The sequence below is a fragment of the uncultured Jatrophihabitans sp. genome (assembly GCF_964252635.1).
Classification (GTDB): Bacteria; Actinomycetota; Actinomycetes; order Mycobacteriales; family Jatrophihabitantaceae; genus Jatrophihabitans.
On the sequence record NZ_CAXUNP010000004.1, the window covers coordinates 20,211 to 33,276 of the forward strand.

14 protein-coding genes are annotated in these 13,066 nt (G+C 73.8%); 7 read left to right on the forward strand and 7 right to left on the reverse strand.

The features are described from left to right. Positions 1-12: 12 nt before the first annotated feature. The gene (locus ACFFCA_RS02745) at positions 13-495 is read right to left on the reverse strand and encodes a cation:proton antiporter regulatory subunit (protein ID WP_375481579.1); all 483 of its coding nucleotides are present in this window, start codon (positions 493-495) and stop codon (positions 13-15) included. 9 nt (positions 496-504) lie between these two features. After that, the gene (locus ACFFCA_RS02750) at positions 505-1,143 is read right to left on the reverse strand and encodes an alpha/beta family hydrolase (protein WP_375481581.1); all 639 of its coding nucleotides are present in this window, start codon (positions 1,141-1,143) and stop codon (positions 505-507) included. A gap of 153 nt (positions 1,144-1,296) precedes the next feature. Here ACFFCA_RS02750 and ACFFCA_RS02755 point away from each other — a divergent pair, with 153 nt between their 5' ends. After that, positions 1,297-1,695, forward strand: a complete 399-nt coding sequence (locus ACFFCA_RS02755) for a VOC family protein (RefSeq protein WP_375481583.1) — start codon at positions 1,297-1,299, stop codon at positions 1,693-1,695. 30 nt (positions 1,696-1,725) lie between these two features. On the opposite strand, the gene ACFFCA_RS02760 is transcribed toward ACFFCA_RS02755, so the two are convergent. Next, a complete protein-coding gene (locus ACFFCA_RS02760; protein ID WP_375481585.1) occupies positions 1,726-2,238 on the reverse strand; it encodes a general stress protein in 513 nt (170 codons plus the stop codon). 124 nt (positions 2,239-2,362) lie between these two features. Here ACFFCA_RS02760 and ACFFCA_RS02765 point away from each other — a divergent pair, with 124 nt between their 5' ends. Then, on the forward strand, positions 2,363-3,121 hold the full coding sequence (locus tag ACFFCA_RS02765; protein ID WP_375481587.1) for an SOS response-associated peptidase: 759 nt from the start codon (positions 2,363-2,365) through the stop codon (positions 3,119-3,121). Between the two features lie 106 nt (positions 3,122-3,227). Continuing rightward, on the forward strand, positions 3,228-5,174 hold the full coding sequence (locus ACFFCA_RS02770; RefSeq protein WP_375481589.1) for a Xaa-Pro dipeptidyl-peptidase: 1,947 nt from the start codon (positions 3,228-3,230) through the stop codon (positions 5,172-5,174). Between the two features lie 36 nt (positions 5,175-5,210). Here the strand turns inward: ACFFCA_RS02770 and ACFFCA_RS02775 are convergent, their stop codons facing one another. Further along, the gene (locus tag ACFFCA_RS02775) at positions 5,211-6,257 is read right to left on the reverse strand and encodes a response regulator transcription factor (protein ID WP_375481590.1); all 1,047 of its coding nucleotides are present in this window, start codon (positions 6,255-6,257) and stop codon (positions 5,211-5,213) included. An 88-nt stretch (positions 6,258-6,345) separates the two neighbouring features. Here ACFFCA_RS02775 and aroA point away from each other — a divergent pair, with 88 nt between their 5' ends. After that, entirely contained in the window at positions 6,346-7,638 is a 1,293-nt protein-coding gene (aroA, locus tag ACFFCA_RS02780) for a 3-phosphoshikimate 1-carboxyvinyltransferase (protein WP_375481592.1), read from the forward strand. A gap of 3 nt (positions 7,639-7,641) precedes the next feature. Beyond that, positions 7,642-8,637, forward strand: a complete 996-nt coding sequence (gene rsgA, locus ACFFCA_RS02785) for a ribosome small subunit-dependent GTPase A (RefSeq protein WP_375481594.1) — start codon at positions 7,642-7,644, stop codon at positions 8,635-8,637. Here the strand turns inward: rsgA and ACFFCA_RS02790 are convergent. Further along, positions 8,627-9,655 carry an XdhC family protein gene (locus tag ACFFCA_RS02790; protein WP_375481596.1) on the reverse strand — a complete coding sequence of 343 codons (1,029 nt, stop codon included), beginning with the start codon at positions 9,653-9,655 and terminating at the stop codon, positions 8,627-8,629. The two genes, rsgA and ACFFCA_RS02790, sit on opposite strands and share 11 nt — an antisense overlap. A gap of 60 nt (positions 9,656-9,715) precedes the next feature. Here ACFFCA_RS02790 and ACFFCA_RS02795 point away from each other — a divergent pair, with 60 nt between their 5' ends. Next, a complete protein-coding gene (locus ACFFCA_RS02795) occupies positions 9,716-10,558 on the forward strand; it encodes an MOSC domain-containing protein (RefSeq protein WP_375481598.1) in 843 nt (280 codons plus the stop codon). Between the two features lie 15 nt (positions 10,559-10,573). Here the strand turns inward: ACFFCA_RS02795 and ACFFCA_RS02800 are convergent, their stop codons facing one another. Together ACFFCA_RS02800 and ACFFCA_RS02805 are read right to left on the reverse strand one after the other, a co-directional pair. Continuing rightward, on the reverse strand, positions 10,574-11,014 hold the full coding sequence (locus tag ACFFCA_RS02800; RefSeq protein ID WP_375481600.1) for a PaaI family thioesterase: 441 nt from the start codon (positions 11,012-11,014) through the stop codon (positions 10,574-10,576). After that, positions 11,011-12,129: an aminotransferase class I/II-fold pyridoxal phosphate-dependent enzyme gene (locus ACFFCA_RS02805; RefSeq protein ID WP_375481793.1), complete on the reverse strand. Its 1,119-nt coding sequence runs from the start codon at positions 12,127-12,129 to the stop codon at positions 11,011-11,013. Before ACFFCA_RS02805 ends, ACFFCA_RS02800 begins: the two co-directional genes overlap by 4 nt. Before the next feature lie 87 nt (positions 12,130-12,216). Between ACFFCA_RS02805 and ACFFCA_RS02810 the strand changes: the two genes are divergently transcribed. After that, entirely contained in the window at positions 12,217-13,056 is an 840-nt protein-coding gene (locus tag ACFFCA_RS02810) for an inositol monophosphatase family protein (protein ID WP_375481602.1), read from the forward strand. Positions 13,057-13,066: the final 10 nt, after the last annotated feature.

Below are 13,066 nucleotides of genomic sequence, written 5' to 3' on the forward strand. Positions count from 1 at the left end.
TTCCGTTCAGGCTCATCCTGTCCCGTCCAGGATGTGGGCGAGCTGGTCCAGGCTCTCGCGGGTGCCGATCGCCACGACGAGGTCGCCGCCCTCGAGGACGAAGTCCGGCGCGGGCGAGGGCTGGGTCGCGCCGCCGCGCATAACGGCGACGATGGAGGCGCGGGTGCGTGTACGGGCCCTGGTGTCGCTGAGGGGACGACCCGAGTACGGCGAATGCTTCGGCATCGGCAGCTGCTCGGTCAGCACGCCGGCAGCGGCCCGTTGCAGGGCCGTCAGCCGCTTCACCACCTTCGGGCCGCCGAGCAGCTCGGCGACGGCGTCGGCCTCGGCCTGGCCGAGGCGCACGGAGACCTCGGACCCGTTCTCGCCGGCAACGACCAGGTCGTGTCCCCCGTCGCGACGCACGACGACGCCGAGCCTGTGCCCCTCGTCCAGCGTGAGGTCGTGGCGCAGGCCGACTCCGGGCACGACCTCCGTGGTCACGCGTACGGCCATATGACGAGCCTAATCAGAATGGGCCGTCTTGTACTCCCCCAGAACGGAGGTGACGAAGGCGGTCACGGCGCGGGCCACCGCGGCCGGGTCCTGCTTCAGGCCGTGGTCGCCGCGCGGAACGACGACGACCCGGCGGCCGTCGCCCGGCGGCGGCATGCCGAAGGGGTCGCGATCGCCCTGTACGACGAGGACGGGGACGCCGGCGTCCTGCAGTTCGGGCAACCGGCTGCGGTCGGGACGCCCGGGCGGGTGCAGCGGGAAGGCGAGGGCCACGACCGCGCCGGCCCCGGTCGTGCGGGCGGTGCGGCACGCCACCCGTGCTCCGTTGGACCGCCCGCCGAGCACGAGCGGGACGCGGCTGAGGCCGCGGCGACGCCGGACGGCCGCCACGACCTCCGACCAGGCCGGGTCCTGCCGCGCCGGCGCCGGCGGCGCGCCGCGCCCGGCGAGGCGGTACGGCTGGGTGACCAGGCCGACGGCGACCCCGACGGCGACCAGCGCGTCACGGACCGCCAGCAGGTCGACGGTCTGCACGCCGGCGCCCGCACCGTGGGTCAGCAGCACCAGCGCCGACGCCGCGGGTGGCCGGCTCAGCTCCACGGCCGCCGGCCCGGCGGCCGTCGCGACGGTCAGCTCGGTGCGGGGCACGCGCCCAGCATGCCCCGCGATCGACCTCCCCGGGCCGACCCCACCGGCCGGGTAGGCGGCGTCCCCACCGGACGGCGGGCGACCGGCCCGCAGAGCGCGTCGAGACTGGAGCGGTCAGCAGCCGTCCCGCATCCCTGTCCGAAGGAACCGTCGATGTTTCCCTCCCTCGCCCACGTCGCCGTCACCGTCACCGACCTCGAACGGAGCACCCAGTGGTACCGCGCCCTGTTCGGCTCCGACGCGGTGCTGGACGAGGACGAGTCGATCAGCAACTTCCACCACACCGTGTTCGCGCTCGGCGGGGGCCAGTTGTTCGGCCTGCACACCCACCCGGCGGGCCGGGGCGGCAGCACTTTCGACGAGACGGACACCGGACTCGACCATGTCGCCTTCGCCTGCGCCGATCGGGCCGAGCTCGACAGCTGGGTGGCGAAGCTGGACGAGCTGGGTGTGGAGCACGGCGGCGTCGTGGACGCGCACTACGGCTCCGGGCTGTCCTTCCGCGACCCCGACAACATCGCGCTGGAGTTCTTCGCCCCGCCGGCCGGCTGAGACCGGCCGGCGGGGCTCCCCCGGGCCGCCTCAGACGGCGGTGCGCAGCCCGCCGGTGTCGAGGCCGCTGCGTGCGGCGTCGGCGTAGCCGTTGCGGGCCACGATGTCGTACCGCGCCGCGGTCAGGGTGCGGGCCGATGCGAAGTCACGCGTCCCGCGGGTCGCGGCGTGGCCGAGGTAGCCGAACACGGCACCCCAGACCGCGCCGATCGCGGCGCCGACGAGCAGCAGACCGGCCCACGGGCCCTCGCTGAAGATGCCGAGGACCAGGCCGATGAACAGGCCGAACCACAGCCCGCTCAGGGCACCGGCGCCGGCGGCGCGTCCCTTGGTGAGCCGGCCGGTGACCCGCTCGACCAGACGCAGGTCCGAGCCCACGATGTCCAGGTGTTCGACGGGGAACCCGTCGTCGGACAGCGTGTCGACGGCGCGCTGGGCATCGGCGTAGTCGTCGAAGCTGGCCACCGTGTTCCACGCCAGGTAGGTGGCGTCGAACCGCGGCGGGGCCTGGAACGGGACGGTCCTGGGCGCGAATGCGGTCATGGCGATCAACTCCTCGTGGGGTCCTGACACCGTTGACGATGCCCGCGCCGGCTGTGCCGGGACCGTGAGCATCCTGTGTGCCGCTCGAGAGGCACCCCCAACCGCCACGGCGGATACTGGAGGCATGTGCGGTCGCTACGTCAGCGTTGCCTCGGACCCCGATCTGACGCTCGAGTTCGACGTCGAGGAAACGCTCGACGGCCCGCCCGCGGCGTCCTGGAACGTGGCGCCGACCGACTCCACGCGGATCGTGGTCGAACGCCGCCCGCCCGGCAGCGACGACGACGCAGCCGCGGTCCACCTGCTGCGCACCGCGAGGTGGGGGCTGGTACCGAGCTGGGCGAAGGACGCCAGGGGCGGCGCCCGGATGATCAACGCCCGGATCGAGACGGTCACCAGCAAGCCGGCGTTCGCGAAGGCCGCGGCGGCACGTCGTTGCCTGGTGCCGGCCCTGGGCTACTACGAGTGGAAACAGGTCGACGGCGGCAAGGTCCCGTACTTCCTGCACGATCCGGACGGCGAGCTGCTGGCCTTCGCCGGGCTCTACGAGCTGTGGCGCGACCGCACCCGCGCCGACGACGACCCGCAGCGCTGGCTCTGCTCGTACACGATCATCACCCAGCAGGCGACGGACCTGCTGGGCGAGATCCACGACCGCAACCCCGTCGTCCTGCCCAGGGCGCTGCGCGAGCGCTGGCTGGACTGCTCGACGGGCGACGTCGCCGTGGCCCAGCAGCTGCTCGACGAGCTCGACCCCGCCCGCCTCGAGCCCTACGAGGTGGGCAAGGCCGTGGGCAACGTGAACAACGACGGCCCGGACCTCATCGCGCCGGCCTCGACCCCGGCCATCGCCGAGCCCGTGCAGCAAGCGCTCGAGCTCTGACCCTGGTCTCTGCGCCGACACACAGGTAGGTTTCGCCTGTTTCATCCTGTGCCCGCCCTGTGTCGCCCGCCCTGTGTCGCCCGTCCTGTGTCGAAAGGCCACCGCCGTGCGCGTCTCCACCCTGCGTCCCCTGACGGTCCTCGCGGTCGTCGCCGCACTCGTCGCCACCCTGGCCGCCGTCGCGGTCGGCCGAGCGCAGACCGCGGGCGCGTCCCCGGACCACCGGCCCTACGTGCACGGCACCTCGACCGTGCCGACCTACTCGTACGCGAACGCGATCCACCAGACCGTGTACGTGCGGGCGCCGTTCGACAGCGACGGCGACGGCAAGGACGACCGCGTCGCCGTCGACATCATCCGGCCGGCCGAGGCGGCCCGGCAGCACGTCAAGGTGCCGGTGATCATGGACGCATCGCCGTACTTCACCTGCTGCGGGCGCGGCAACGAATCGGAACTCAAGACCTACCAGGCAGACGGGACCATCGCGAAGCTGCCGCTGTTCTACGACAACTACTTCGTGCCGCGCGGGTACGCGGTGGCCGGTGTCGACCTCGTCGGCACCGCCCGATCGACGGGCTGCGGGGACGTCGGCGGCCGCTACGAGGTACTGGGCGCCAAAGCGGCCATCGACTGGTTCAACGGCCGCGTGCCCGGCTACGACTCGGCCGGCGACCGGGTCACGGCGAACTGGACAACCGGCAAGGTCGGCATGATCGGCAAGTCGTGGGACGGGTCGATCGCGAACGGCGTCGCCGCCACCGGTGTGCGCGGGTTGAGCACCGTCGTGCCGATCTCGGCCATCTCGAGCTGGTACGACTACACCCGCTTCGGCGGGGTGCTGCGCTCGACGGACTACGTCGACTACCTGGCGACCTACACGGGCGGCCGGCCCAAGGGCGTCTGCGACAGCCGGTACGCCGCCGAGCAGGCGGCGAGCGACGACGCCACCGGGAACTTCAACGCGTTCTGGCAGGCACGTGACTACCGCCCGGACGCCTCGAAGGTCCGCGCCAGCGTGTTCCTCGTCCACGGCCTCAACGACCAGAACGTCACCACCAACCAGTTCGGCCAGTGGTGGCCGCGGCTAGCGAGGAACGGGGTGCCCCGCAAGATCTGGCTGAGCCAGGACGGACACGTCGACCCCTTCGACTACCGGCGCGGGGTCTGGGTCCGGACGCTGCACCAGTGGTTCGACCGCTGGCTGCAGGGCCTGCCGAACGGGATCATGAACAAGCCGCAGGCCGACGTGCAGCGCGCCGACGGCACCTGGACGACACAGGCGAGCTGGCCCGGCCTGACCGCGACCTTCGGCACGTCGCTGTCGAGGCTCGGCGGCAGCGCGCCGCGCACCTTCACCGACGCGCCGTCGCTGACCGAGGACCAGGCCGTGGCCTCGCCGCAGTCGAGCGTCGCCGGGCGGGCGGTGTTCGAGAGCGGCGCCCTGACGCGGGCGGTGCACATCGCGGGTTCGCCGTCGGTGACGCTGCGGATCAAGGTCGACCGGCCGACGACCGAGCTGTCGGCGCGGCTCGTCGACTACGGCACCCAGCGGCGGGTCGACTACCTCTCGCCCGGTGAGGGCATCTCGACGTTGACGACGCAGTCGTGCTGGGGCGAGTCGACGGCGGTCGACGACGCCTGCTACTTCGACACCGCGCAGGACTACGTCACCTCAGACACCGACATCATCACGCGGGGCTGGCTCGACGCGGCCCACCACACGTCACTGCGCCGGACGACCCCGCTGACGCCGGGCCGGTGGTACACGATCACCGTGCCCATCGACACGACCGACGCCGTGTTCGCGAAGGGCCACCGGGTGGCGCTGGTGCTGACCCAGAGCGACAACGAGTACACCTCGCCCACGCCGACCGGTGCGACGGTGACGGTCGACCCGACGCGCAGCGCTCTGTCGCTACCGTTCGTTTTCGGCGGCAAGGGGCGGGTCACGGGTCTGCCGGCGGGTTCGGACAAGCCGGCGACCACCGGTCGCGCACCCGCTGTCGTGGCCCACGCGCGGATCGCCCGGCCACGACAGGTGCCGCTCGGCTGAGCTCAGAGGTCCAGCTGCATCAGAGGCCCAGCCCCGTCAGAGGACGAGGCGGGCGATCATCTCGCGGCGGCTGTTCACCTGCAGCTTGGTGAAGACGGACTTCAGGTGGTCCTGCACGGTGTGCTGCGACAGGTGCAGGGCCGCCGCGATGTCCTTCGTCGACGCGCCCTGCAGCACGAGCCGGGTGACGTCCTGCTCGCGGGCCGTCAGGCCCCGGGCGGCCAGCGCCAGCTCGCCGACGGCGGCCGCCGGGGCCGCGTCGACGGTCACCACCACCGAACGCCGGTCCGACCCGGCACCGGAGGACGTCGCGTCCAGGGGCATCGCCCGCAGCGCGAGCCAGCGACCGGTGCGGCTCAGCACGCGAGTGGTGGCCGGTTGTGCCGTCGAACGCGCCTGGGCGGCCACCGCGGTGACGCTCGTCGGCAGCACGCCCTCGTCCCAGGCCGCCAGCTCCTCGATCTGCTCGCGTGCCGCCGCGGTGGCGTCGGTGAGCCGGTCGTCGGCGTCGACGATCAGCACGGCCGCCCCGCCCGCCCCGGGCGACGCGGCGGGTCCGGTGAACAGGGTGCGCTGCACGGCGACGGCGATCGTCTCGTGCACCGCGCCCAGCACCTCGGCGTCGCGCGGGGTGAAGGCATCCTCGCCGGGCCCGCGGTAGAGCGCCAGCACCGCCCAGGTCGTGTCGCGGGCACGGCACGCCAACCGCAGCTCGTCGGTGAACCCGAAGCGCGGCGTCATGAACTCGCGCATGCGACGGCACGAGTCGGGGTGGCCGCCGGTGTCGTGCGAGAGTGCGCCGACCGGCACGGGGCGGCGCACGAGCTCGGCGAACTGGTTGACGTCCGGCCCCCCGTACTCGGCCGCGGCGAAACCCTCCTCGCCGATGGCGAGCGGGTGGGACTTGAAAGCCCGCGCGATCAGCTCGGTGGCCGGGTCGGTCGAGGCCAGGCAGGCGAAGGCGAACGAGATGTCGCGAGCCACGGTGTCGAACACCGCCCGCGAGAGGCTCTCCAGGTCGGCACAGTGCGCGGTGGCCGCGTCGAGGCGTTCGGCCAGCGGGCGCCGGTACGTCGTCGTCACGCCGCCATGGTGACCGACCGGGCGCGAGCGCGAAAGCCCCGCACGAGAACTGTGCGCCGCGCGCCCTGGTACCGAATACCCTGATCCGATGGCGACTGCAGGGGCGAACTGGGCGGCGCCGTTCGCAACGGACCCCGTCGACGCCCGGATCGTGCTGCCCGGTTCGAAGTCGCTCACCAACCGGCTGCTCGTGCTGGCCGCCACCGCCGACGGGCCGTCGCGCCTCGTGGCTCCGCTGCGGGCGCGCGACACGGAGCTGATGGCCGCGGCCCTGCGGGCACTCGGCGTCGTGGTGCGCGACGACGGCGCCGACTGGATCCTCGAGCCCGGCTCGTTGCACGGCGGGCGCGTCGACACCGGGCTGGCGGGCACGATCATGCGTTTCGTCCCGCCCCTGGCGGCCCTGGCCGACGGGGACGTCGCGGTCGACGGGGACGCCTACGCCCGCGAGCGCCCGATGACGACGTTGCTCGACGGGCTGCGCCAGGCCGGCGCCGACATCGACGACGCCGGGACGGGACGGATGCCGTTCACCGTCCGCGGCCGCGGGTCGGTGCCCGGCGGCGCGGTGCGGATCGACGCCACCGCCTCGTCGCAGTTCGTCTCCGGGCTGCTGCTGTCGGGAGCCCGCTACGACAAGGGTCTCGAGATCACCCACGTCGGCGACGACCCGGTGCCGTCGCAGCCGCACCTCGAGATGACCCTCGACGTGCTGCGTGCGGCCGGTCTCGACGCCGCCTCGCCGACCCCCGGCGTCTGGCAGGTCGCGCCCGGGACCCCGGCGGCGGGCACCCACGTCGTCGAGCCCGACCTGTCCAACGCCGCCCCGTTCCTCGCGGCCGCCCTGGTCACGGCCGGCACCGTCCGCGTGCCGTTGTGGCCCGAGCACACCACCCAGCCCGGGGCCGCGCTGCGCGACCTGCTCGCCGCGATGGGCGCCGAGGTCACGGTCGACGGGGACGCACTGGTCGTCACCGGCACCGGCCGCATCGCCCCGTTGGTGGCCGACCTGCGCGACGTCAGCGAGCTGTCGCCCACCCTGGCCGCCCTGGCGGCGCTGGCCGACGGCGAGTCGGTGCTCACCGGGCTGGCGCACATGCGCGGGCACGAGACCGACCGGCTGGCCGCGCTCTACGCCGAGCTGACCGGCCTGGGCGGCGACGTCGTCGAGCACGCCGACGGCCTGACCATCCGCCCGCGGAGCCTGCACGGCGGCACCTGGCACGCCTACGCCGATCACCGCATGGCCACCGCCGGTGCGGTCCTGGGGCTGGCCGTCGTGGGCGTCGAGGTCGACGACATCGGGGCCACCACCAAGACCCTGCCGGACTTCCCCGGCATGTGGTCGGGCCTGCTCGGCCCGACGTCGGCGGGCGGGTGACGCGTGGCCCGGCGTCCGCGTGAGCTCGACGAGGACGACGTCCGCTCCCGCGCCAACCCCCGCGGCACCCGGCCCCGGTCGAAGCAGCGGCCGGCGCACGAGAACGCGGTCGACGGGATGGTCGTCGCGGTCGACCGTGGGCGTTACCTCGTGCTGGCCGACGAGCCGCAGGCCACCGGAGGCACCGAGGTCATGGCCATGCGGGCCCGGGAGCTCGGCCGCAAGAGCATCGTCGTCGGCGACCGCGTCGGCGTGGTCGGCACGATCGATGACTCCCCCGACGCGCTGGTGCGCATCGTCCGCCTCGACGAGCGCGACACCGTGCTGCGCCGCACCGCCGACGACTCCGACGAGCACGAGCGCGTCATCGTCGCCAACGCCGACCAACTCCTCATCGTCTCGGCGCTGGCCGACCCCGAACCGTCGTACGGGTTCATCGACCGGTGTCTGGTCGCGGCGCTGGCGGCCGGGATCGAACCCGTGCTGTGCCTGACGAAGTCCGACCTCGCCCCGCCGCAGCCGGTGATCGAGCGGTACGCCGCGCTCGACGTGCCGTCCGTCGTCATGCGACGGGGCGGCCCGCTGGACGAGGTGCGGGACCTGCTGACCGGCCACGTGTCCGTGCTCGTCGGGCACTCGGGCGTCGGGAAGTCCACGTTGATCAACGCGCTCGTGCCGACGGCCGACCGCGCCACCGGCCGGGTGAGCGCCATCGGCAAGGGCCGGCACACGTCGTCGTCGGCCGTGGCCCTGCGACTGCCGGACGTCGACGGCTGGGTCGTCGACACCCCGGGCGTGCGGTCCTTCGGGCTGGCGCACGTCAGCCCCGACGACCTGCTGTGGGCGTTCCCGGACCTCGAGGACGGCGCGAACCGGTGCCCGCGCGGGTGCGAGCACCTGGCCGCCGAGGACGGGTGCACCCTCGATGCGTGGGTCGCGGAAGGACACTCGACGCCGGACCGGCTCGCCGCGTTCCGGCAGCTGCTCGTCAGCCGCTGACCGCCGGCGAGGAACTGGGGTAACGCGGCGGCGGGGCGTTGACACCGGCCGTGTGGACCGGGCCGGGTCGGTCGCGCAGGGCACCGCCCGAGGACTGCGAGCGGCTGCCCAGGATCTCGGCCACGATCGAGATCGCGATCTCGGCAGGGGTGTGCGCGTCGATGTCGAGACCGGCCGGGCCGTGGATGCGGTCCTGGTCGGCGGGCGCGACACCGTGGGCGGTGAGCCACTGGCGGCGGGCGGCCTGCGTGCGACGTGACCCGAGGGCGCCGACGTAGCCCGCCCGTCCCGCCAGCGCCGCCGCCAGCGCCGGGCCGTCGACCTCGCGTGCGTGCGAGAGCACGACGTAGGCGTCGCTGGGGTACCGGCGCCCGGCAGCCCGCACGGCGTCGTCGACGTCGGTGATGACCTCCGCGGACCATCCGAGCAGCGCGGCGGTGTCGGCGAGCGCGGTGGCGATGAGGCCGTCGCCGACCACGACCAGCGTCGGCACCGGCCACAGCGACACCACCGCGTCGTCGCCCAGCAGTGCGGTGGCGCTGACCCCACGTCCGAACAGCCGCGGGATCTGGCCGCCGGGCGCGTCCCGGACCGTCTGCGGGGTGTAGGTGCTCACCGTGCCCGCCGAGCCCACCGTGCCCGCCGAACCCACCGTGCCCGTGCGCACCGCCGTCACGATCAGGACAGGCTCGCGGGCGACCAGCCGGTCCCACACGTCGACCCCGAGGGCCGACGCGGGCTGCACGAGCACGTCGGCCGTGCCGCCGCACGACAGCCCGGCCCGCCCGGCGTCCTCGTCGGAGATCGAGATCTCGTGCAGCCCCGGTTCGCGACCGACGAGGTCGGCGGTGCGGATGCCCGGCAGCACCTGCCCGGCCTGCTCGGCGCCGTCGCGCGTCCACGCGGCGGCCGCCGCCGGGTCGCGCGAGCTGAAGCCACGCGTGGCCACCACCTGGGCCACGAGGACGTCGAGACCGGCGTCGAGCCACCTGGGGACCTGTTCAGCGATGTCGTACACGGACCCATCGTCTCGCAACGGCGGCGCGGCGGGGTCGGGTAGCGCCTCTATTCTGGGCCCGTGGCCCTGACCCTGGACGAGATCAACCGCTTCCCGGTGAAATCGCTGCGCGGCCAGGCGCTGACCGAGTCGATCGTCGAGCCGTGGGGCCTGGCCGGTGACCGCCGCTGGCTGGTCGTGGACGCCGACGGCGCGCTGATCACCGCGCGCGAGTACCCGCGCATGCTGTTGGTGACACCGACGCTGCGCGCGGACGGCGGCCTGGAGTTCGCCGGCCCGGACGCCGCGCCGCTGCACGTTGCCCCGGCCGACGGTCCGCTCGTCGACGTGCGGGTGTGGAAGAGCGAGCTGCAGGCCACGCTCGCCGACGACCACGGCTGGTTCGGCGACCTGCTGGGGGTCCCCGCCCGGCTGGTCTACCTCGACGACCCGACGCGCCGGCATCCGAACCCGAGGTTCGCCCGGCCCGACGACTACGTCTCCTTCGCCGACGGCTACCCGCTGCTGCTGACCACGACGGCATCGCTCGACGCCCTCAACGACCTGATCCTGGAGGGACCGCGCAGCGACGAGGGCCCGCTGCCGATGGTCCGCTTCCGGCCCAGCGTGGTCGTGCGAGGCAGCGAGCCGTGGGCCGAGGACGGGTGGCGGTCGGTGCGCATCGGCGACGCGGTGTTCCGGGCCGTCAAGGGGTGCGACCGGTGCGTGATGACCACGACCGACGCCGACACCGCGGCTCGTGGCAAGGAGCCGATCGCGACGCTGGCTCGGCATCGCCGGTGGGACGGCGCGACGTGGTTCGGGATGAGCCTGGTGCCCGACTCCCCCGGTGCGACGATCCGCGTCGGCGACGAGGTCGAGGTGCTGTACGCCGAGCCGGCGCCGGACGGGCCGCCGCGCTGAACGTCCGCGTGACGTTCAGTCGCGCCGGACGCGGATGATGCGAGCCGTGGCGGTGGCCGTCGTGACCGTCGTGCCCTCCGGGTCGTGGAGCTCGCCGGCGAGGAACGCCACGGACGAGCCGCGACGTACCACCTGCCCGCGGCCGGTGAGCGTGCCGAGCGGCGCCACGGCCAGGTAGTTGAGGTTCAGCTGCAAGGTCGGCGCGAAGTGCTCGGCCGGCAGCACCGCCAGCAGTGCGCAGCTCATCAGCGCGTCGAGCATCGCGGCCAGGAACCCGCCCTGGACGCCGCCCAGCATATTTGCGAACTCGGGCCGCGCCTCGAAGGTGCCCTCGACCGCACCGTTGACGTCGTCGACCGACAGCAGGCGGAACCCCAGCGTGTCGACGGCCGGCGGCCGCGGGCCGCCGTTCTCGACCATCTCGCGGAACCAGTGCGACGGGTGCGGCTCGCTCATCGCGTCGCGCCTGCCCCGACCAGCCAGCCGCCCATGATGTCGACCGCCTGCAGGATCTCCGACTCCTCACCGGCGAAGCACATCCGGACGAACGAGCCACCGTCGCGGGTGTCGAAGTCCACGCCGGGCACGACGGCCACGCCCGTGTCGTCCAGCAGCCGCCGGACGAAGGTCACCGAGTCCCGCGTCCAGCGGGACACGTCGGCGTACACGTAGAAGGCGCCGTCGGCGGGCGCCAGCCGGTCCAGGCCGACCGCGCGCAGGGCCGGCAGCAGGGCGGAGCGCGTGCGCGCGTACCGCGCCACGTTGGCATCGAGCTCGTCGTAGGCGTCGAACGCGGCCAACGCCGCATGCTGCGAGAGCGTCGGCGGGCAGATCGTGAAGTTGGCGGTCAGCCGGTCGACGGAGTCGAGCAGCTCGTCGGGCACGAGCAGCCAACCGATGCGCCAGCCGGTCATCGAGAAGTACTTCGAGAAGGAGTTTGCGACGAGCGGTGATCGCGAGTACTGCCAGGCCGACGAGGGCGCAGCCGCGTAGCTGATCCCGTGGTAGATCTCGTCGCTGATCAACCGGGTGCCGTGCGCGTCGCACCACGCCGTCAGGGCGGCGAGCTCCTCGGGCCCCACCATGGTGCCGGTCGGGTTGGCCGGGCTGGCGACGACCAGCCCGTCGGGCGGTGCGCCCAGCGCGTCGAGCTGGGCGACGGTCGGCTGGAAGCGGGTCGACGCCCCGCACGGCAGCTCGACCACCCGGCAGCCGAGCGCGGCCAGCATGTTGCGGTAGGCCGGGTAACCCGGACGCGCCATGGCCACCGTCGCACCGTGCTCGAACGCGGCCAGGAAGGCGAGCAGGAAGCCGCCCGACGAGCCGGTCGTGACCACGACGTTGCGGGCGTCGATGTCGAGCCCGGCGCGGTCGCGGTAGTGGGCGGCGATGGCCCGGCGCAGCGGCGGGATGCCGAGCGCGGACGTGTACCCGATGCGGTCCTGCTGCAGGGCGTGCGCCGCAGCGGCCCGCACCGGCGCCGGGGCCGGCGTGGACGGTTGACCGGCCGACAGGTCGGCGACGAACAGGCCGGCCTCGCGACGCGCCGTCACGGCGCCCAGCACGCGCATGACGTGGAACGGCGGGACCTGTCCGCGGAGCGAGATCGTGCCGAGGGACGTCACGGGGGCGACGTTACCCACCGTTAGCCTGCACGGGTGCCCGCCCGTGCCGAGGACCCAGCCGCCGACCCTGCCGACGACCCTGCCACCGATCACGCCGCCGACCTCGCGCTCGCCCGCCTGCTGGCCGACGACGCCGACGCGATCTCCCTCGCCCGTTTCGGGTCGGCCGACCTCGTCGTCGAGACCAAGCCCGACCTGACACCGGTCAGCGACGCCGACACCGCCGTCGAGCAGGCCGTCCGTGCGCGGCTCGCCGCCGAACGCGCCGACGACGCGGTGCTCGGCGAGGAGTTCGGTTCGGTCGGTCGCGGCTCGCGACGCTGGGTGCTCGACCCCATCGACGGGACGAAGAACTTCGTGCGCGGTGTGCCGGTGTGGGCCACGTTGATCGCCCTGATGGACGGCGACGAGGTCGTGGTCGGAGTGGTCTCGGCGCCCGCCCTCGGCCGTCGGTGGTGGGCGGTGCGTGGCGGGGGCGCGTGGGTCTCGGTGTTCGGTGCGCCGCCGCGACGCCTGGCGGTGTCGCGTGTCGCGTCGGTCGACGACGCGAGCGTCTCGTACTCCTCCTTCGGTGGCGACGAGGCGTGGGGCGACCGCCACCGCGGCTTCACGGGGCTGCTCCGCCAGGCGTGGCGCACCCGCGCCTACGGCGACTTCTGGTCCTACATGCTCGTCGCCGAGGGTGCGGTCGACATCGCCGCCGAGCCCGAGCTGGCCCTGTACGACATGGCGGCCCTGGCGCCGATCGTCACCGAGGCCGGCGGTCGCTTCACGGGCCTGAACGGCGTCGACGGGGTGCTGAACGGCAACGCGGTGGCGACGAACGGCCTGCTGCACGAGGCGGTGCTGGGCGCGCTCGCGCCCTCGAGCTGAGCGCGGGCCG